The organism is Alloalcanivorax sp. C16-1, from assembly GCF_046507805.1.
Taxonomy (GTDB): domain Bacteria; phylum Pseudomonadota; class Gammaproteobacteria; order Pseudomonadales; family Alcanivoracaceae; genus Alloalcanivorax.
The window spans coordinates 1,397,993-1,416,996 of the sequence record NZ_JBKFTK010000001.1 but is presented as its reverse complement, the minus strand read 5'-3'; the positions used below and the strand labels follow the sequence as shown (position 1 = coordinate 1,416,996).

Genomic DNA, 19,004 nt, shown 5'->3' with positions numbered 1-19,004 from the left:
CGCCCGCTACACTCGTTGCTCATTCGAGACGGACGCTGGCTATGAAGCACATTCTGCTGCGCGCCTACCACCTGCTCAGGGACGCGGTGCGCTACTGGCTCGACGCCAACGCCATCAGCTACGCCGGGGCGCTGGCGTTTTTCACCCTGTTCTCCATCGCCCCGGTGGTGATCCTGGCGGTGCAGGTGATCGGTCTGGTGATGAGCACCGACGCGGCCATGGCGCAGATCATGGCGCAATTGCACGACACCGTGGGCCCGGAAGCGGCGCAGACGGTGCGCGAGGCGGTGGAACGCAGCCGCCTGGACGACAGCGGCATCCTGCCCACCCTGATCGGCATCGGCGCCATGCTGCTGGGCGCCACCACCGTGTTCGGTCAGATGCAGCGCTCGCTGAACAATATCTGGGACATCGCTCCCAAGCCTTCCCGCAATACTTTCCTGGCGCTGCTGAAAAGCCGGCTGTTGTCGCTCACCGTGGTGCTGTCCATCGGCTTCGTGCTGCTGGTGTCCCTGTTCCTGAGCGTGATGGTGCAGACCCTGATGGTGTTCGCCCGCGACTGGCTGCCGATTCCCGGCGGCCTGGTGGTGGCCCTGGAAACCCTGGTCTCGGTGGCGGTGGTCACCGCCCTGTTCGCCACCATCTTCAAGGTACTGCCGGACGCGGTGCTGCGCTGGCGGGACGTGCGCCTGGGCGCGCTGATTACCGCCCTGCTGTTTATCTTCGGGCGTTTCCTGATCGCCTTCTATCTGTCCCACACCGCCACCGCCTCCACCTATGGGGCCGCCGGCTCGCTGGTGCTGCTGCTGCTGTGGGTGTACTACTCGTCCCTGATTCTGTTGTTCGGCGCCGCCCTCACCCGCGCCTGGACCGAGGCCAACGGCGTTCATATCCGGCCCAGCTCGGTGGCCGTGCGCGTGCAGCGGCGGGTGCTGGAAGACAAACACGGCGAACAATTCTGATTTCAAAAAACAATGAACGGGGGAGCCCGATGAGTTCGACATTTCTACGCGACACGTCCCTGAAGGACCGGGTCATTCTGATCACCGGCGCCGGTGCCGGCATCGGCCGCGCCACCGCCGACCTGCTGGCCGCCGAGGGCGCCCGGCTGATGCTCGGCGATATTGATGGGGCGGCGGCGGAATACGCCGCCGAAACCCTCCGCGCCGCCGGCGGCGACGCCCGGGCCTGCACGCTGGACGTGACCCGGGACGACCAGGTGGCGGCGGCGGTGGCGGCCACGCTGGACGCCTACGGGCGCCTGGACGGCGCCTTCAACAACGCCGGCGTCGAGGAAGAGAACGACAAGGTCGCGGAGGTGGACGAAGCCCTGTTCGACCGGGTCATGGCGATCAACGTCAAAGGTGTGTGGCTGTGCATGAAGCACCAGACCGCCGCCATGGCCGCCCACGGCGGCAGCATCGTCAACACCGCCTCGGTGGCCGGTCTGGTGGGCGCGCCGCGCCGCGCCGCCTACGCCGGCAGCAAGCACGCGGTGGTGGGCATGACCAAGAGCGTGGCCGCCGAGTACGCCCGCGAGAAGATCCGCGTCAATACGGTCTGCCCCGGCATCATCCGCACCGCCATGATGGAACGCGCCATCGAACAGGCGGCCCGCGCCGGCTACGCCAGCGAGGAAAAACAACGCCACTTCCACGCCGCCATGCACCCTCTCGGCCGGGTCGGCGAAGCCGATGAAGTGGCCCAGGCGGTGCGCTGGCTGCTGTCCGACGCCTCGTCCTTCGTCACCGGCCATCAGCTGGCGGTGGATGGCGGTCTCACCGCCCTTTGAGTTTTTTTGTTTTTCGGGAGAGTTTTCAATGCTGACACTGCACGGCTTCGACGCCAGCAACTACGTGAACATGGTCAAATTCGCCCTGCTCGAAAAGGGCCTCCCCTTCGAACAGGCCACCCTGTACCCGGCCCAGGAAGAGCCGGTACTGGCGGTCAGCCCGATGGGCAAGGTGCCGGTGCTGGAGACCGAGCACGGTTATCTGTCCGAGGCCAGCGTGATCCTGGAATACCTGGACGACCTGGGCCAGGGGCCGGCCCTGTATCCGACGGAGCCGTTCCAGCGTGCCCGCGTCCGGCAGCTGGCCAAGATGGTGGAGCTGTATCTGGAACTGCCGGCCCGGCGCTGCTATGCGGAAGTGTTCTTCGGCGGCCAGGTCAGCGAGGAAACCAAGACCCAGACCCGCGAGGCCCTGCTCAAGGGCATCCGCGCGCTGCGCCGCAGCGCGGCATTTTCGCCCTATCTGGCCGGCGACCGGCTGAGCGCGGCGGACGTGGTGTTCCTGTACAGCGCCGATCTGGCCCAGGCGGTGGCCGGCAAGCTGTTTGCTCTGGATCTGCTGGCCGAGGCCCCGGGCAACGCCGAGCTGCTGCAACGTCTCAACGAACGTGACAGCGCCAAACAGGTGGCCGCCGACCGGGACGCGGCCATGGCGAAATTCCTCAAGTACGCCCGCGGCGGCAAATAGACCGCCGCCTTCACGGCACCTGGGCGGCGTGGCATGCTCAATGGCTGTTTCTTCAGCCTTCGGAGTCCGCCATGCCGCCCCGCTTCTGCTCCCCCTCCCTCGCCCTGTCCGCCGTCCTGATGGCCGGCTGCGCCGGAGCGGATGCTCCACTGACCCCCCAGGAACGCACCGACCTTACCGCCACGCGGGTGGTGGAGGGGCTGAACCAGCCCTGGTCGCTGGCGATGCTGTCCGACCGCGAATGGCTGATCAGCGAACGCGGCGGCGCCCTGCGCCGGGTGGTCCAGGGGCAATTGCGGGACACGCCGGTGAGCGGCGTGCCGGCGGTGGTGGCCAAGGGGCAGGGTGGCCTGTTCGACGTGCTCCCCCATCCGGATTTCCAGAACAATCAGCTGCTCTACCTGAGCTACGCCAAGGCCTGCGGCGACGGCGGCGCCACCACGGCGGTGGGCCGTGGCAGGTACCGCGACGGTGAACTGGTGGACTTCCAGGATCTGTTCGTGGCGGAGAGCGCCTGCACCGACACCGCCAAGCATTTCGGCGGGCGCATCGTCATCGACGACGACGGCTATCTGTTCCTGACCGTCGGCGACCGGGGCCAGCGGGAGCGCGCCCAGGACAACAGTGAACACGGCGGCAGCGTGCTGCGGCTGCACGACGATGGCCGCGTGCCCGAGGACAACCCGCTGGTGGGCGACGCCGATGCCCAGCCGGAAATCTGGAGCTGGGGCCACCGCAATCCCCAGGGCCTGGCGCTGCATCCGGACAGCGGCGAGCCCTGGCTCAACGAGCACGGGCCCCGGGGCGGCGACGAAATCAACCGGGTCGAGGCCGGCGTCAACTACGGCTGGCCGGTGATCACCTACGGCCGCGAGTACTACGGCCCGTCCATCGGTGAGGAGAAAAAAGACGGCTACGCCCAGCCGCTGCACCACTGGACCCCGTCCATCGCCCCCTCGGGCATGGTGTTCGTGACCAGCGAGCGCTACCCGGACTGGCGGGGCGACGTGCTATCCGGCGCCCTCAAACTCACCCACCTGAACCGGGTGCGCTTCGAGGACACCCGGGCGGTGGAAGAGCTTCGCTATCTGACGGATCGCGGTGATCGTATCCGCGATGTGCGCCAGGGCCCGGACGGCCATCTCTATCTGCTGACCGACAGCCCGGACGGTGCGCTGCTGCGGCTGACGCCGGAGCAGCGCGGCTGACCCGCCGCTAGCGCTGCGCGGAGGAGTAATCCAGCCAGGTGCCCTCCACGGAGCGCTGCCCCACGCCTTTGCGGCTGTAATCGCAGACCCCGTCGGGGAAGATCGTGTTGAGACGGTCCCACTGACCGCCATCGAAGAACACCTCGCCGTAGTCGAAACCGTCGGTGGGCCGCAGCTCGCATTTGATGATGTCGTCGACCACGGGACCGCCGGCGGCGATTCTCGGCGTCGGCGTTTTCGGGTAAAGGCCGTTGCAGACCCCGTCCCCGTCGAAGGTGGCCACTTCGTTGACGCGCTCACCGTTGTCCACCCGCCAGCAGGCATCCACCGCCGTGGCGGGCTTGTGGGCCACCACCTTGGCGGCGCTGAGCGGCGCCGGGTCGGCCACCAGCGCGTCCAGCCATTGGCGCATCAGATCAAACTGCTGCCGGGATACCTGCTCGCTGAGTTCGGACAACGCCTCCTGCTGCTCTTGCCCGAAGCCTCTGAGCACCGCCAGCTCCGGTCGCGGGAACAGCCAGATCACCTGATTGTCGGCGTTGCCGTTCTCACGGATCAGCTTTTCGCGGATCTGGATGTCGTTGTAGATGGTATGGATATCGCCGGCGGGCTCGGCGTAGAAGCGGCGGTGAAAGATCGGCACGGTGGCCAGGCCGCCACCGCCGCTGCCCACGCGGCCCCGTGCATAGGCGAGCGCCAGCGCTTGCGAGCCGGCCACGGTGCGCTCGGCGGCCAGGTTGCCGTCGGCGTCGAAGCCGCCCACGCCTTCGTTCACATCGAGAAATTCATCCACGGAAATGTCGCCGGCGCGCAGCGCCTCCAGGCCGTACTGAACGCCCACGTTGTCGAGTGGCCGCCGCACGATGCCGGTATCCGGATCGATGCCCAGCGTATTGATATTGATGTCGTAAATGGAACAACGCACGCCGTCCGGGTTGGTGACCGGATCATAAACCAGGCTCGCGTTCTGCAGACCGCACGCCGGCGACGCTGAACCGTCGTCGGCCAGGATCGCGTCGCCGTTGCCGAAGTCCCAGTTTCTGCAGGTGCCGGGCAGATGACCTTCGAACGCCTGGCGGGTGGCGTCGTCCGCCGGATGGGCGGTGAAATAGCGATTCAGCAGCCGGCAATCGGAGACCGCCTGGGCGGTGCCGAACACATCCGGGAAGGCGGCGCCGGGCAGCAGACCGTCCAGCAGGCCCGGGTAGTTCTGCGCGATCAGCATTTGCTGGATGGCGCCGCCGGAGCCGCCCAGGCCGACCATCCACAGGGGCACGCCGTACCCTTCGATAAAGCGCTCCTTGACCATCATCATGGTCTCGGCGGCGACCACGTCGTTGACGTTCACCTTGTTCACATTGAGCGTGGAAATGATGTAGCCGTAGCCGCTGGCAATGGCGGTCCTGGCGGCGCTGTCCTTGAACACCTCGCCGAAATCGTTATCGCCCTGGTTGTATTGCGCGGCGGTGGACTCCCCCAGCCGGAACACCAGCCGGCCATTCCAGGCGCCGTCGTTCCAGGCGCCCTCGGCGGTCGGGTCTTCCAACACCGCGATGCGGTAAATGGAGCGGTTCAGGGTGCCGGATTCCACCCGCACGATGTAGGGCACGGTGTCGCCCTCCAGCGTGGTGGTGGTGGCCAGATCCGACGGGCGCGGGCCGTAGGGATCGGCCAACGCCAGGCGCTCCCCGGCCTGATTGAAGTAGAAGTAGTCCACCCGCCTTTCCACCGAGCAATCCCCGTCCAGCGGCGCGCCCAGGTCGGATTCCACCGTGCGGCACTCGAACGGCATCAGGTGCGGCCCGGAGAATACCGGACCGGCGGCGGGATGGTTGACCACATCCATGGTCGCGCGTCGTACGTCGCCGTTCACCGTGGTCGCCTCCACTTCCACCCGGGCGGGGCCCAGGGGCAGGCCCGAGATGACGCCGGACAGATCGCCGTCGCGCGCCTGCAGGTCGAGGCTCTCCGGCAGCTCGGCGCCGTCCACCCGCACCCGCACCGCCGGCCGCAGCGACTCGCCGGCGTGCAGCCGCACGCGCATGTCACCGCCGGTCACCCGGCCCGGGTCACTGGACAGCACCGACAGGGTCAGCGCCGGCGGTGCCTCGCCGACGTCATCGTGATCACTACCACCGCCACAGGCCAGCAACAACAAACCCAGCGTGGCGATCACGGCACCTTTGAGCCCGTCTCCGGAGCGATCGAATCTCTCGCTTTTCGTTTTCATAGTGCCTCTTGTCGTTTTGTTGTAATACGTGATGGCCGCGCCTTCGGGCCCCGCCGGTGGCACGGACTCAACCGACCGGCCACTTCGAGGCTAGGCCGATCAAAACGGAGCAGACAGGCACAGATCGGGAAAAAGCACTGAAACAGCGGTGAACAACCTGCGGAGTGAGACGGCCGCCGGCGGCGCGGCCCATGGGCGCGGTGAGTCGGATGCGGTCGACCGGATGCGGTCAGCCGGATGCCAGCGCGCCCTCCACCACCTCCGCCAGGGCGGCGACGCCCTGGTCGATGGCGTCGCCGTCGATCACCCCGAAGCCGAGCAACAGCCCGTCGTGGAGAACTTCGCCCATATGGAACGGTGCCATGGGGTTGGCGCGAATCTCGGCGGCCGACAGCCGCGCCGGCAGGTCCGGGACCGGCGCCGGGAACCGCAGAGCCACGTGGATGCCGGCCACCTGGGGCAGCGGCGTCCACAGCTCGGGGCGGGCCGCCAGGGCGTCACCCAAGCGGCGGCGCCGGACCGTATAGAGCCGCTGCATGCGCCGCAGGTGGCGGGCGAAATCGCCGTCGATCATCAGCCGCGCCAGCGCCCGCTGGGTCACCAGCGGCGGGTAGCCGTCGCTGAACGCCCGCGCCCGCAGCAAGGCCGGGGCCAGCCCCGGCGGCATCACCAGATAACCGAGCCGCAGATCCGCGTGCAGCACCTTGGAGAACGACCCCAGGTAGGCCACCCGCCCTTCCCGGTCCAGGCTCTTCAAAGCATCCAGGGGGCGCCCCTCGAAGCGGAATTCGCCGTCGTAGTCGTCCTCCACCACCAGGGCATCGTGGCGGCGGGCGAACGCCAGCAGCGCCAGCCGCCGCGCCAGGCTCATGGGCATGCCGAGGGGAAACTGGTGGGAGGGGGTCACGTAGACCACGCTGGCGTCGGTGGGCAGCGCGTCCACGCACAGCCCCTGGTCGTCCACCGGCACCGGCACCACCCGGGCGCCACGGGCCTCGAACACAGCCCGGGCCGGCGGGTAGCCGGGCTCTTCCACGGCCACGGTGTCTCCAGGGGCCACCCGCACCCGGGCCAGCAGATCCAGCCCCTGCTGGGCACCCTGGGTGATCAGCAGGGCATCGCTGTCGCAGGCCAGGCCGCGGCTGTAGCCCAGGTACCGGGCAATCGCCAGCCGCAGCGGCGCCTCGCCGCGCGGGTCGCCGTAGAAGCCGATGTCCCGGGATGCTTCGCGCAGCGCCGCCATCATGGCCCGGCGCCAGGCCGCCCAGGGCAGCAGGGCCCGGTCGGTGACGCCGCCGGGAAAGTTGTGCCGGCCCGGGGCCAGCCGGCCGCCCCAGGGCGGCGGCGAACGCCAGTGCGCGCCGGGGCCGGGGCCGGCCGGCGCCGACGCCCGGGGCAGGGGCGGCGGCACCCGCAGTACGAAGGTGCCCCGACCGGGCGTGGCGCCGAGAAAACCCTCCGCCACCAGCCTTTCATAGGCCTCCACCACCAGCCGCCGGGACAGGCCCAGCTCCGCCGCCAGCACCCGGCTCGGCGGCAGCCGCTCCCCCACCGGCACCTGGCCGTCGAGCAGAGCCCGCCGCAGGCCTTCGTAGAGGCGCTGACCGAGGCCGCCGGCCCCGTCCAGGGAAAGATGAATCTGCACCGTCCGGCCTCGCTGAATTGGTCCCGTAAAACAGACGGAATTGGATCCTGTCCGCAGTCCAATTCAATTCTACCCTGAGCCTGTACCCACTCCAAACCGCCTCAAGGAGGCCCCATGAAAGCCCGATTCGATTTCTTCAAAGCCTCGCCGGACGCCATGAAACATCTGTTCGGCTGCAAGAAGGTGTACGACGCCAGCGGCCTGGAGCCACGCCTGATGCGGCTGGTGGAACTGCGCGCCTCGCAGATCAACGGCTGCGCCTTCTGCATGCACATGCACGCCGGCGACGCGCGCAAGAACGGCGTGCCCGACGAGGTGCTGGATACCGTGGCCGGCTGGCGCGAAGCGCCCTGGTTCAGCGAGCGCGAGCGCGCCGCCCTGGCCTGGACCGAGCGGCTCACCCGGCTGGCGGAGCCGGTGGACGACAGCCGCGACTACGAGCGGCTGGCCACCCACTTCACCGAGAAGGAGCGCACCGACCTGACCTACCTGATCGCCATGATCAACGTCTGGAACCGCTTCAGCGTGGGCTTCCGGCGCGAGCCGGAATAGCTCGCGCCGCAATAGCCCGCGCCGCCCCGGCGGCGTGATCAGTCGCCGTCGGTGATGGCACCCAGGGAGGCGGAGCTGACGGTCTTCGCGTACTTGGCCAGCACGCCCCGGGTGTAGCGCGGCGGCGGCGCGGTCCAGGCGGCGCGGCGGCGTTCCAGTTCGGCGTCGTCGATGCTCAGCGTGATGGTGTCCGCCTCGGCGTCGATGATGATTTCGTCGCCGGTTTCCACCAGGGCGATGGGACCGCCGTCCTGGGCTTCCGGGGTCAGGTGGCCGACCACGAAGCCGTGGCTGCCGCCGGAGAAGCGGCCGTCGGTGATCAGCGCCACGTCCTGGCCCAGGCCGCGGCCCATGATCGCCGAGGTAGGGGTGAGCATTTCGCGCATGCCGGGGCCACCCTTGGGGCCCTCGTAGCGAATCACCAGCACATCGCCGGCCACCACGGTGCCGTCCATGATGCGGTCGGTGGCTTCCTCCTCGGAGTGGAACACCCGGGCGGTGCCCTTGAAGAAGGTGCCTTCCTTGCCGGTGATCTTGGCCACCGCGCCGGTGGGCGCCAGGTTGCCGTAGAGGATGCGCAGGTGGCTGTCCTTTTTGATCGGCTTATCCAGGGCGTGGATGATGTCCTGCTCCTCGGGATAGGGCGCCACGTTTCGCAGGTTTTCCGCCAGGGTCTTGCCGGTGACGGTGAGGCAGTCGCCGTGCAGCAGGCCGGCGTCGAGCAGAATTTTCATCAACGGCTGGATGCCGCCGATGGCGACCAGCTCGCTCATCATGTAGTGGCCGCTGGGGCGCAGGTCCGCCAGCACCGGCACCTTTTTGCCGATGCGGGTGAAGTCTTCCAGGGCCAGGCCCACATCCACGGTGTGGGCCATGGCGATCAGGTGCAGCACCGCGTTGGTGGAGCCGCCCAGGGCGATCACCACGGTGATGGCGTTCTCGAACGCCTGGCGGGTGAGAATGTCGCGGGGTTTGATATCCAGATCGAGCAGCTTGAGCACCGCTTCGCCGGCGTCGCGGCAGTCTTGCAGCTTGTCGTTGTCCTCCGCGTTCTGGGCGGAGCTGCCGGGCAGGCTCATGCCCAGGGCCTCGATGGCGCTGGCCATGGTGTTGGCGGTGTACATGCCGCCGCAGGAGCCGGCGCCGGGGATCGCCTCTTCCTCCACCTGTTTCACTTCGATCAGCGACTTGTCGCCCTTGGCGTGGGCGCCCACCGCCTCGAACACGGAGATCAGGTCGGTGTGGTTCTTGCCCGGTTTGATGGTGCCACCGTAGACGAACACCGAGGGCCGGTTGAGCCGTGCCAGCCCCATCAAACAGCCGGGCATGTTCTTGTCGCAGCCACCGATGGCCACCAGGCCGTCAAAGCCTTCGCAGCCGGCCACGGTTTCGATGGAGTCGGCGATCACTTCCCGGGACACCAGTGAGTACTTCATGCCCTCGGTGCCGTTGGCGATGCCGTCGGACACGGTGATGGTGTTGAAGATCACGCTCTTGCCGCCGGCGGCGTCGGCGCCCCGACCGGCTTCCTCGGCGAGGCCGTTGATGTGCATGTTGCAGGGCGTCACCCGGCTCCAGGTGGAGGCGATGCCCACCTGGGGCTTTTTGAAATCCTCGTCGGTAAAGCCGGTGGCGCGCAGCATGGAACGGCTCGGTGCCTTGCCGATGCCATCCACCACCGGGGCGGAATAGCGGCGGCGGGGATCGTCGCTCATCGTCAGTCTCCTTGTGCATCGGGGCGTCCGCGTCGGGTGGAGCGCGGGCGCTGACCCGGCAGGATACCAGTCCGGCGAAACGTCGCCCACGGTCCCGCACCCGACGCGGTGGTGCCGATGCCGGCGATAGACAAAACCAACTTCGTTTGTTCACCGGGCTTTGAGAGAATGCGCGCTTTCGGGCTTACCCGCCCCTTTCCCTTTTCTCCCCGTTACCCACGGTCCGGAGCTTGCGCATGTCTTCCACTTCCCGCGCGGATACCCCTTCCGTCGCTTCCCACCCCCGTCTCGCCGAGCTGGCCCTGGCCCTGGGCGGCTTCGCCATCGGCACCACCGAATTCGTGATCATGGGGCTGATGAACCGCATCGCCGGCGACCTGTCGGTGGACCCGCAACACGTGGGCTACGCGATCAGCAGCTACGCCCTGGGCGTGGTGGTGGGCGCGCCCCTGATCTCCTGCCTGGCGGCCCGGGTGCCGAAACGCACCCTGCTGATCGGGCTGATGCTGGTGTTCGCGTTGGGCAACGTGGCCAGCGCCCTGGCCCCCGGTTTCTGGTCGTTCGTGGGGCTGCGCTTTATCGCCGGCCTGCCCCACGGCGCTTACTTCGGGGTCGCCGCCCTGGTGGCCGCCGCCGCGGTGCCGTTGAATCAGCGCGCCCGGGCGGTGGGCCGGGTGATGATGGGGCTGACCGTGGCGATCCTGCTGGGCGCGCCGCTGGGCACCTGGGCCGGCAACGCCTTCGGCTGGCCGGTGGCGTTCGCGGCGGTGGGGGGCATCGCCGTGACCACCGCGCTGATGGTGCGGCTGTTCGTGCCGTTCGTGGCCGCCGACCCGGACGCCAGCCCGGTGCGCGAACTGGGCGCGCTGGTCAACCAGCGGGTGCTGTTCACCCTGGGCATCGCCAGCATCGGCTTCGGCGGCATGTTCGCGGTGTTCAGCTATGTGATGCCGACCCTCACCCGCCAGGCCGGCATGGCCGAATCCCTGGGTCCGATGGTGCTGGCCATTTTCGGCGTCGGCACCATCATCGGCACCCTGGCCGGCGCGCGGCTGGCGGACTGGAACCTGGTCCGCGCGATCCCGATCATCCTGCTGTGGTGCACGGTGATCCAGGTGCTGTTCTTCTTCGCCGCCAACCAGGTCGCCGCCGGCCTGCTGTTCGTGGGGCTGGTGGGCACCAGCATGGCCCTGGGACCGACCATCCAGACCCGGCTGATGGACGTGGCCGGCGATGCCCAGACCATGGCCGCCTCACTCAACCACGCCGCCTTCAATATGGCCAACGCGCTGGGCGCCTGGCTGGCCGGGCTGGTGATCGATCAGGGCGCGGTGTGGTCGAGCACCGGTCTGGTGGGGGCGGCGCTGGCCATCGGTGGGCTGTTGATTTTCCTGGCCGGGCGGCGCCAGGAACGGCGCGCCACCCCGGCGGCTTGAAGGCGGCTTAACGGACGCCGGCGGAGAGCGGTTCCGGCTGCACCAGCTGGCCGGTGACCGGGAAGCGGATGCGCACCCGCAGGCCACCCTCCGGGTGGTTGTCCAGCACCATCTCGCCGTGGTGCATGTCGACGATGCGCTTGACGATGGCCAGCCCCAGGCCGCTTCCGGACAGGGTGCGGGCCATTTCCCCCCGGGAGAACGGCTGCAGCAGCAGCGGAATGTCCGCCTCGCGCACGCCCTTGCCGTGGTCGCGCACGGTCAGGCGCAGGGCGTTGTCGTCCACCTCGGTGGTGATTTCCACCGGCGGCGCGCCGTATTTCAGGGCGTTGGTGATCAGGTTGGAGAGCATCCGTTTCACGGTCAGCCGCTTGAGCATCAGGCGCGGCACGTCTTCCTGGTGGATGCGCAGCTTCTCCATGGGGTACTTGGCCACCACCTCGTCGATCAGGCTGTTCAGGTTCTCGTAGTCCGGCTGCTCGTCGGCGCCGTCGCGGATAAAGGCGATGAACTGGTCGAGGATGGCGTCCATGTCCTCGATGTCGGCGATGATGCCCTGGGACATCTCCTCGTCGTCGAGAAATTCCGCCGACAGGCGCAGCCGGGTGAGCGGCGTGCGCAGGTCGTGGGAGACCCCGGCCAGCAGCAGCGCCCGGTCCCGCTGGGCCTGCTGCAGCTGGCTGGTCATGCGGTTGAAGGCCCGGTTCACCGCCTGGATCTCGGTGGGGCCGGTGCTGTCGTCGAGCACCGGCACCGCCTCGCCACGCCCCACCTTGAGCGCCACCCGGGCCAGCCGCCGCAGCGGCCGGTTGAGGCTGCGCGCGATCAGCAGGCCACCGATCACCGCCAGCAGCGGCACGGTCACGCCCCAGCCCAGCAGCAGGTAGCGGTCGTAGTCGCGGAAGAACGACATCGGCACCCGCAGCCAGCCGCCCTGGAACGAGGGCGCCGTGACCCACAGGATCGGCTGGCGGTCCTCCTCCAGGCGCACGGTGGCGTGCTCGCCGAGGCGCGCCGACAGTTCCTCGCGGAAGCGATCCATCACCGGCCGGGACAGCACCAGAGTGCGCGGCTCGCCAAACTTCGGCGGCGTGCCCGGCACGATGCCGGTGGTCTCGCCCAGGCGCTGGCCCAGGGACGCATCACCGTCCGGCGGAAACACCAGTTCCGCCTGCAGGGCGGTGAGCCGTGCGTACTCGCGGATACCGGGCAGGTAGGCGTTGCGGGCGAAGAACCAGAGCGTGACGCCCTGGCTGAGTCCGATCACCAGGCCGACGATCAGCGCGGCCCGGGTGAAGGCGGTCTTGGGCAGGAAGCGGGCCATGGGGGCGCCGGCTCAGTCCGGCACGAACACATAGCCCACGCCCCACACGGTCTGGATGTAGCGGGGCTTGGACGGGTCGTCTTCCAGCAGGCGGCGCAGCCGCGACACCTGCACGTCGATGGAACGCTCCATGGCGGACCATTCGCGGCCCCGGGCCAGGCTCATCAGCTTGTCCCGGGTGAGCGGTTCGCGCTGGTTCTGCACCAGCGCCTTGAGCACCGCGAATTCGCCGGTGGTGAGCGGTTGCGGGTCGCCCTCGCGGGCCAGGGTGCGGTTGCCCAGGTCCAGGCTCCAGGGGCCGAACTGCACCACCGATTCCTCCTTGCTGGGGGCGCCGGGCACTTCACGCACATGGCGGCGCAGCACCGCGCGGATGCGGGCGCTCAGCTCCTTGGGGTTGAACGGCTTGGGCAGGTAATCGTCGGCGCCGGCGTCCAGGCCCTCGATGCGCTCGGCGTCGTCGCCCTTGGCGGTGAGCATGATGATCGGCAGGTTGTTGTCCTCGTCGCGCAGGCGCCGGCAGATCGACAGGCCGTCCTCGCCGGGCAGCATCAGGTCGAGCACCATCAGCGAGTAGATTTCCCGCGACAGGGCGCGGTCCATCTGTTCCGCGTCGGCCACCGCCTTGACCGCGTAGCCCTGCTCTTCGAGAAAACGCTGCAGCAGGCCGCGCAGACGGGCGTCGTCGTCCACCACCAGAATCTTTTCCACTTGTTCGCTCATGGTGCTCCTCGCTGTCCACCGGCCCGGTTTACCCGCCGCCGCCGCTCCCGGCAAGCCCGGCGCCGGGCTAGATTGTATAGAAAGATTACCGCCGTCCGCAGCGCGCGGTGACGTAAATTGGCAGGGAGTGCCGCTTTTCATCAAGTTACGCGCCGGCCGCCCCTTGCTATGATTGCGCCGGCGATAAGGAGACCAAGCACAATGGCGAAGATTCTCGTGGTGGACGATTCCCCCACCCAGCTGACCAACCTGGTGAAAATGGTGGAGAGCCAGGGCCATCAGGCGATTACCGCCAGCAATGGGATGCAGGGCATCGAGCAGGCCCGCAGCGAACAACCGGACCTGATCCTGATGGACGTGGTGATGCCGGAGCTGAACGGCTTCCAGGCCACCCGCAAGATCGCCAAGGACGCCGAGCTGAGCCGTATCCCGGTGATTCTGGTGACCACCAAGGACCAGGAAACCGACAAGGTGTGGGGCGAGCGCCAGGGCGCCGCCGGCTACATCGTGAAACCGCCGAAGGACGGCGAGCTGGCGGCGATGATCACCAAGGTGCTGGGCAACCGCTGAGCAACCACACCCCGCCCCGTCAAGTCAATCTATGAACGACCGGAGTCATTCCCTATGATTCCGGTCGTTTTCGTTTACACGCCTTCGCGCCGCGCGCGCCGCCGCGCAAGCCAGGAATCTCCATGCAAAGCATCGAACAGATCATCGCCCAGGAACTCAATGCCCAGCCCCGTCAGGTGGCCGCCGCCGTGGCGCTGCTCGACGAAGGCGCCACCGTGCCGTTCATCGCCCGCTACCGTAAGGAAGCCACCGGCGGTCTGGACGACACCCAGCTGCGCAACCTGGAGGAGCGGCTGCGCTACCTCCGGGAAATGGAAGAGCGCCGCGACACCATCCTGAAAAGCATCGCCGAGCAGGACAAGCTCACCCCGGAACTGGAAAAGGCGATCAAGGAGGCGGACACCAAGACGCGCCTGGAAGATCTGTACCTGCCCTACAAGCCGAAGCGCCGCACCCGCGCGCAGATCGCCCGGGAAGCGGGCCTGGAACCGCTGGCCGAGGCGCTGCTGGCCGATCCCACGCTGAACCCGGAGCAGGAAGCCGCCGGCTACCTGAACGAAGAGCACAAGATCGCCACCGCCAAGGACGCCCTGGACGGCGCCAAGCAGATTCTCATGGAGCGCTTCGCCGAGAACGCGGAACTGCTGACCCGGCTGCGTACCTGGCTGTGGGACAACGCCCATGTCCAGGCCCGGGTGGCCGACGGCAAGGAAGACGACGGCGCCAAGTTCCGTGATTACTTCGAGCACGACGAAGCCCTGAAGGCGATTCCCAGCCACCGCGCCCTGGCCCTGTTCCGTGGCCGCAATGAAAGCGTGCTGCATGTGTCCATGGTGCTGCCGGAAGAGCTGGAGAACGCCGAGCCGCACCCCTGCGTGGCCATGGTCACCCAGGTGGCGGACTGGAAGGACCAGGGCCGCGCCGCCGACGCCTGGCTGGGCGAGGTGATGCGCTGGACCTGGAAGATCAAGCTCAATACCCACCTGGAAACCGAACTGCTGGGCCGGGTGCGCGAGCTGGCGGAGGAAGAGGCGATCCAGGTGTTCGCCCGCAATCTGAAGAGCCTGCTGATGGCCTCGCCGGCGGGCCCCAAGGCCACCATGGGCCTGGACCCGGGCCTGCGCACCGGCGTCAAGGTGGTGGTGGTGGACGCCACCGGCAAGCTGCTGGAGCACACCACCGTGTTCCCGCACCAGCCGAAAAACCAGTGGGACCAGTCCCTCGCCACCCTGGCCAAGCTGTGCGCCAAACACAGCGTGGACCTGATCGCCATCGGCAACGGCACCGCCAGCCGCGAAACCGACAAGCTGGCCGGCGAACTGGTCAAGGCCCTGCGCGACAAGCTGACCATGCAGAAGATCATGGTGTCCGAAGCCGGCGCCTCGGTGTATTCCGCCTCGGAGCTGGCGGCCCGGGAATTCCCGGATCTGGACGTGTCATTCCGGGGCGCGGTGTCCATCGCCCGCCGCCTGCAGGACCCGCTGGCCGAACTGGTGAAGATCGATCCCAAATCCATCGGCGTGGGCCAGTACCAGCACGACGTGAGCCAGGTGAAGATGTCGCGCTCCCTGGATGCGGTGGTGGAGGACTGCGTGAACGCCGTGGGCGTGGACGTGAACACCGCCAGCGCGCCGCTGCTGGCGCGCATCGCCGGCCTCAACGCCACCATCGCCGGTAACATCGTCAGCTTCCGCGAGAAGAACGGCGCCTTCAATAACCGCGACGCGCTCAAGCAGGTGCCGCGCCTGGGCGACAAGACCTTCGAGCAGGCCGCCGGCTTCCTGCGCATCATGAACGGCGACAACCCGCTGGATGCCTCCTCCGTGCACCCGGAAGCCTACCCGGTGGTGGAGAAGATCGCCGAGAAACACGGCCGCCCGCTGAAGGACCTGATCGGCGACGCGCCCTTCCTGAAATCCGTGAAACCGGCGGAATTCACCGACGACACCTTCGGCCTGCCCACCGTCACCGACATCCTCAGTGAGCTGGAAAAACCGGGCCGCGACCCGCGCCCGGAGTTCAAGGCCGCCGAGTTCAAGGAAGGGGTGGAAACCCTCAACGACCTGAAACCCGGCATGATGCTGGAAGGCGCGGTGACCAACGTGACCAACTTTGGCGCCTTCGTGGACATCGGCGTGCATCAGGACGGCCTGGTGCACGTGTCGGCCCTGGCCGACAAGTTCGTGGAAGACCCCCACGACGTGGTCAAACCCGGCGACATCGTCAAGGTGAAGGTGCTGGAGGTGGACAAGCCCCGCAAGCGCATCAGCCTGACCATGCGCCTGGACGACCGGCACCAGGAGCAGGCCGCCGCCGGCGGCGCGCCGGCGCCGGGCAAGGGGCGTCCGCGCAAGGGCGGCCAGCGGCCGGCCGGCAAGGGCCGGGGCCAGCAGGCCCAGCCCCAGGGCCAGGGGGCCCTGGGCGCCGCCTTCGCCAAGGCCTTCGAGCAACAGAAGAAGCGCTGAGGCCGGCACACGCCAACGTTGCGGCGACCGTTTGGCCTGCCATACAGTGTCCTGCCCTGCGACCAACCTCTGGCGGCGCCACCCCGGCGCCGCCGGCCAGATCGGATAGGCCCATGACCGATATGCTCAGCCAGCGCATCCAGGCGCTGCTTGATTCCGACGCCGCCGCCACCCTGGCGGATATTCATCGCGGCATCGAAAAGGAAAGTCTGCGCATCAACGAGCGCGGCACCCTGGCGCGCACGCCGCACCCGGCGGAGCTGGGCTCGGCGCTGACCCACCCGTACATCACCACCGATTATTCCGAGGCGCTGCTGGAGTTCATCACCCCGCCCAGCACCTGCCTGCGCCGGCCGATCGAATTCCTCGACCAGCTGCACCGCTACACCTACCGGCACATCGGCGATGAGCTGCTGTGGGTGAATTCCATGCCCTGCATGATCGGCACTGACGACGACGTGCCGGTGGCCGAATACGGCCGCTCCAACGTGGGCCGCATGAAGCACATCTACCGCATCGGTCTGGGCCATCGCTATGGCCGCAAGATGCAGACCATCGCCGGCATCCACTACAACTTCTCGTTCCCGGAGGCGTTCTGGCGCATCCACCAGGAACTGGAAGGAGAGACCGGCACGCTGCAGGACTACATCTCCCAGCGTTATTTCGATCTGACCCGCAACTTCCAGCGCTATTCCTGGCTGCTGGTGTACCTGTTCGGTGCCTCGCCGGCCCTGTGCGCCACCTTCCTGGCCGGGCGCGAGCATCATCTGCTGGAGCGCTTCGACCACAGCCTCTACAGCCCCAAGGCCACCAGCCTGCGGATGAGCGACCTGGGCTACCAGAACAACGCCCAGTCGTCCCTGGCGATCAGCTACAACAATCTGCGCGAGTACGTGGACACCCTGACCCACGCCATCAAGACCCCGGAACCGGCCTACCAGAAGCTGGGCGTGCGCGACGCCAATGGCAACTATTTGCAGCTCAACGCCAATATTCTGCAGATCGAGAACGAGTACTACTCCTCGATCCGGCCCAAGCGCACCATCCAGCCGGGGGAGCGCCCCACCCTGGCGCTGCAGCGCCGTGGCGTGGAGTACATCGAAATCCGTGCCCTGGACCTGAACCCGTTCGAGCCGGTGGGCATCAACCAGCAGGAAATCCGCTTCCTGGACCTGTTCGCCACCTACTGTCTGCTGCGCGAATCGCCGCAGCTGGAGAGCGGCGACTTCAATGCCAGCAAGGAGAACCTGCGCCGGGTGGTCTACCAGGGCCGTGACACCAGCGTGGAGCTGAACAACTGGGGCAAGGCGGTGAGCCTGCGCCAGTGGGGCCTGGAAAAACTCGATCAGATGATTCCCATCGCCGAACTGTTCGACCGTACCCACGGCGGCGACAACTATGCCCGCGCCCTGGAGCACCAGCGCGAGAAGATCCGCACCCCGGACGCCACCCCCTCCGGCCGTATCCTGGACCGCATCGAGAGCCGCAATCAGGGCTTCTTCGCGTTCGCCCTGGAACAGGCCCTGGCCCACCGCGATCACTTCCTGGCGCGGCCGCTGGAGAGCGACGTGGAGCAGGAGCTGCGCCAGGCCGCCCGCGACAGCCTGGCCGAGCAGGCCGCCGGCGAGGCCCAGCCGGAAGCGCCGTTCGAGGAGTACCTGCGCGGCTATTTCCAGGACTGACCGGCACCGGACGAAGGGTCGAAAAATGTTAACGAGTGGCCATGGCGGCGCCCCCCGCCGGTGCTACTCTGGCGGAACATCCCGTGCACCCGGCGCTTCCGGGCAAGGAGAGGGAATGTTCGAGCCAACATTCGAACCCACGAAGGACCCGTTCGAAAAGGCCTACAACCGTGGCTGCATGTGGGGCATGGCCGGCGGCGGCGTGGATCAGTGCCCGTACCGGGACGAGGCCCTGGCGGAATGGTGGGTGCAGGGCTGGGAAGCCGGCGCCGCCGCCTGGCGTGATCGCCGGGAACCCGCCACGTCCCGCGGCGTCTGACACAGCGAACGACTAAAAAAACAGGGATACCACCTCATGCAATCGCTGATTCCGGCGCCCCGCGCGCTCAATGGACTGACTTTGCTCGCCTGCGCGGCCGCCTTCGCCGGCGCGCTCTACATGCAGCACGTGGAAGGGCTGGAGCCCTGCCCGCTGTGCATCTTCCAACGTATCGCCCTGATCGTGGTGATGGTGATCCTGCTGATCGCCACCCTGCACGGCCCCAAGGGCGTGGGCGTGCGCGTCTACGCGGCGCTCACCGGCCTGGCCACGCTGGGCGGCGCGGGCATCGCCCTGCGTCATCTGTGGCTGCAGAGCCTGCCCGCCGATGAGGTGCCCGCCTGCGGTCCGACCCTGGACTACATGATCGACGCCTTCCCCCTGCACGAGATGCTCGCCACGGTGCTGTCCGGCTCCGGCGAATGCGCCGAGATCAGCTGGCGGTTTCTGGGCCTGACCATCCCGGGCTGGTCCCTGGTGGTGTTCGGCGGCGTTCTGGTGGTGGCTCTGATACAATTGCTGCGCCCGCGCCGGGGCTGAATCCAAAAGCATAATAATCGCGGCTGAAGCCGCTCCTACCGAGCAGGAAGAGTAGGAGCGGCTTCAGCCGCGATTTGGTTTCGGTCCCGCGCCACCGTGTGTATCCGGTCGCGGA

General features: G+C 67.8%; 16 protein-coding genes. 11 read left to right on the top strand and 5 right to left on the bottom strand.

The features are described 5' to 3' along the window. Window positions 1-41: 41 nt before the first annotated feature. The 4 genes from ACLD0W_RS06760 (at window position 42) to ACLD0W_RS06745 (ending at window position 3,688) form a co-directional block, all read left to right on the top strand. Window positions 42-962 carry a YihY/virulence factor BrkB family protein gene (locus tag ACLD0W_RS06760; RefSeq protein ID WP_410306712.1) on the top strand — a complete coding sequence of 307 codons (921 nt, stop codon included), beginning with the start codon at window positions 42-44 and terminating at the stop codon, window positions 960-962. A 29-nt stretch (window positions 963-991) separates the two neighbouring features. Next, a complete protein-coding gene (locus ACLD0W_RS06755; RefSeq protein ID WP_410306711.1) occupies window positions 992-1,792 on the top strand; it encodes a glucose 1-dehydrogenase in 801 nt (266 codons plus the stop codon). 28 nt (window positions 1,793-1,820) lie between these two features. Further along, complete coding sequence (locus tag ACLD0W_RS06750; RefSeq protein ID WP_410306710.1) at window positions 1,821-2,480, top strand: glutathione S-transferase family protein; 660 nt, start codon at window positions 1,821-1,823, stop codon at window positions 2,478-2,480. Between the two features lie 71 nt (window positions 2,481-2,551). Then, on the top strand, window positions 2,552-3,688 hold the full coding sequence (locus ACLD0W_RS06745) for a PQQ-dependent sugar dehydrogenase (protein ID WP_410306709.1): 1,137 nt from the start codon (window positions 2,552-2,554) through the stop codon (window positions 3,686-3,688). A gap of 7 nt (window positions 3,689-3,695) precedes the next feature. Here ACLD0W_RS06745 and ACLD0W_RS06740 read toward each other — a convergent pair whose 3' ends face one another. Together ACLD0W_RS06740 and ACLD0W_RS06735 are read right to left on the bottom strand one after the other, a co-directional pair. Continuing rightward, window positions 3,696-5,918 carry a DUF6351 family protein gene (locus ACLD0W_RS06740; protein WP_410306708.1) on the bottom strand — a complete coding sequence of 741 codons (2,223 nt, stop codon included), beginning with the start codon at window positions 5,916-5,918 and terminating at the stop codon, window positions 3,696-3,698. A gap of 229 nt (window positions 5,919-6,147) precedes the next feature. Then, entirely contained in the window at window positions 6,148-7,563 is a 1,416-nt protein-coding gene (locus tag ACLD0W_RS06735; protein ID WP_410306707.1) for a PLP-dependent aminotransferase family protein, read from the bottom strand. Window positions 7,564-7,677: 114 nt separating this feature from the next. Between ACLD0W_RS06735 and ACLD0W_RS06730 the strand changes: the two genes are divergently transcribed. Further along, the gene (locus ACLD0W_RS06730) at window positions 7,678-8,115 is read left to right on the top strand and encodes a carboxymuconolactone decarboxylase family protein (RefSeq protein WP_410306706.1); all 438 of its coding nucleotides are present in this window, start codon (window positions 7,678-7,680) and stop codon (window positions 8,113-8,115) included. Between the two features lie 38 nt (window positions 8,116-8,153). On the opposite strand, the gene ilvD is transcribed toward ACLD0W_RS06730, so the two are convergent. Then, window positions 8,154-9,830 (bottom strand): dihydroxy-acid dehydratase, encoded by a 1,677-nt coding sequence (gene ilvD, locus ACLD0W_RS06725; RefSeq protein WP_410306705.1) that lies wholly within the window; start codon window positions 9,828-9,830, stop codon window positions 8,154-8,156. A 236-nt stretch (window positions 9,831-10,066) separates the two neighbouring features. On the opposite strand from ilvD, the gene ACLD0W_RS06720 reads away from it, so the two are divergent. Continuing rightward, a complete protein-coding gene (locus ACLD0W_RS06720) occupies window positions 10,067-11,266 on the top strand; it encodes an MFS transporter (protein WP_410306704.1) in 1,200 nt (399 codons plus the stop codon). Between the two features lie 7 nt (window positions 11,267-11,273). On the opposite strand, the gene ACLD0W_RS06715 is transcribed toward ACLD0W_RS06720, so the two are convergent. Together ACLD0W_RS06715 and ompR are read right to left on the bottom strand one after the other, a co-directional pair. Further along, entirely contained in the window at window positions 11,274-12,590 is a 1,317-nt protein-coding gene (locus ACLD0W_RS06715) for an ATP-binding protein (protein ID WP_410306703.1), read from the bottom strand. A 12-nt stretch (window positions 12,591-12,602) separates the two neighbouring features. Then, on the bottom strand, window positions 12,603-13,313 hold the full coding sequence (ompR, locus tag ACLD0W_RS06710) for a two-component system response regulator OmpR (RefSeq protein ID WP_204427494.1): 711 nt from the start codon (window positions 13,311-13,313) through the stop codon (window positions 12,603-12,605). 201 nt (window positions 13,314-13,514) lie between these two features. Between ompR and ACLD0W_RS06705 the strand changes: the two genes are divergently transcribed. The 5 genes from ACLD0W_RS06705 (at window position 13,515) to ACLD0W_RS06685 (ending at window position 18,889) form a co-directional block, all read left to right on the top strand. Continuing rightward, entirely contained in the window at window positions 13,515-13,883 is a 369-nt protein-coding gene (locus ACLD0W_RS06705; RefSeq protein WP_410306702.1) for a PleD family two-component system response regulator, read from the top strand. A 122-nt stretch (window positions 13,884-14,005) separates the two neighbouring features. Next, on the top strand, window positions 14,006-16,348 hold the full coding sequence (locus ACLD0W_RS06700; protein ID WP_410306701.1) for a Tex family protein: 2,343 nt from the start codon (window positions 14,006-14,008) through the stop codon (window positions 16,346-16,348). Between the two features lie 113 nt (window positions 16,349-16,461). Continuing rightward, window positions 16,462-18,030, top strand: a complete 1,569-nt coding sequence (gshA, locus tag ACLD0W_RS06695; RefSeq protein ID WP_410306700.1) for a glutamate--cysteine ligase — start codon at window positions 16,462-16,464, stop codon at window positions 18,028-18,030. 115 nt (window positions 18,031-18,145) lie between these two features. Continuing rightward, complete coding sequence (gene rmf, locus ACLD0W_RS06690) at window positions 18,146-18,349, top strand: ribosome modulation factor (RefSeq protein WP_410306699.1); 204 nt, start codon at window positions 18,146-18,148, stop codon at window positions 18,347-18,349. 36 nt (window positions 18,350-18,385) lie between these two features. After that, window positions 18,386-18,889, top strand: coding sequence for a disulfide bond formation protein B (locus ACLD0W_RS06685; RefSeq protein WP_410306698.1), 504 nt, complete (start codon window positions 18,386-18,388; stop codon window positions 18,887-18,889). Window positions 18,890-19,004 lie beyond the last annotated feature (115 nt).

Bases quoted from the DNA above. Each gene is read 5' to 3' on its own strand.
- ACLD0W_RS06715 (WP_410306703.1), bottom strand. From the start codon at position 12,590: ATGGCCCGCTTCCTGCCCAAGACCGCCTTCACCCGGGCCGCGCTGATC.
- ACLD0W_RS06755 (WP_410306711.1), top strand. From the start codon at position 992: ATGAGTTCGACATTTCTACGCGACACGTCCCTGAAGGACCGGGTCATT.
- rmf (WP_410306699.1), top strand. From the start codon at position 18,146: ATGTTCGAGCCAACATTCGAACCCACGAAGGACCCGTTCGAAAAGGCC.
- ACLD0W_RS06740 (WP_410306708.1), bottom strand. From the start codon at position 5,918: ATGAAAACGAAAAGCGAGAGATTCGATCGCTCCGGAGACGGGCTCAAA.
- ompR (WP_204427494.1), bottom strand. From the start codon at position 13,313: ATGAGCGAACAAGTGGAAAAGATTCTGGTGGTGGACGACGACGCCCGT.
- gshA (WP_410306700.1), top strand. From the start codon at position 16,462: ATGACCGATATGCTCAGCCAGCGCATCCAGGCGCTGCTTGATTCCGAC.
- ACLD0W_RS06700 (WP_410306701.1), top strand. From the start codon at position 14,006: ATGCAAAGCATCGAACAGATCATCGCCCAGGAACTCAATGCCCAGCCC.
- ACLD0W_RS06750 (WP_410306710.1), top strand. From the start codon at position 1,821: ATGCTGACACTGCACGGCTTCGACGCCAGCAACTACGTGAACATGGTC.
- ACLD0W_RS06705 (WP_410306702.1), top strand. From the start codon at position 13,515: ATGGCGAAGATTCTCGTGGTGGACGATTCCCCCACCCAGCTGACCAAC.
- ACLD0W_RS06685 (WP_410306698.1), top strand. From the start codon at position 18,386: ATGCAATCGCTGATTCCGGCGCCCCGCGCGCTCAATGGACTGACTTTG.
- ilvD (WP_410306705.1), bottom strand. From the start codon at position 9,830: ATGAGCGACGATCCCCGCCGCCGCTATTCCGCCCCGGTGGTGGATGGC.
- ACLD0W_RS06730 (WP_410306706.1), top strand. From the start codon at position 7,678: ATGAAAGCCCGATTCGATTTCTTCAAAGCCTCGCCGGACGCCATGAAA.
- ACLD0W_RS06745 (WP_410306709.1), top strand. From the start codon at position 2,552: ATGCCGCCCCGCTTCTGCTCCCCCTCCCTCGCCCTGTCCGCCGTCCTG.
- ACLD0W_RS06760 (WP_410306712.1), top strand. From the start codon at position 42: ATGAAGCACATTCTGCTGCGCGCCTACCACCTGCTCAGGGACGCGGTG.
- ACLD0W_RS06720 (WP_410306704.1), top strand. From the start codon at position 10,067: ATGTCTTCCACTTCCCGCGCGGATACCCCTTCCGTCGCTTCCCACCCC.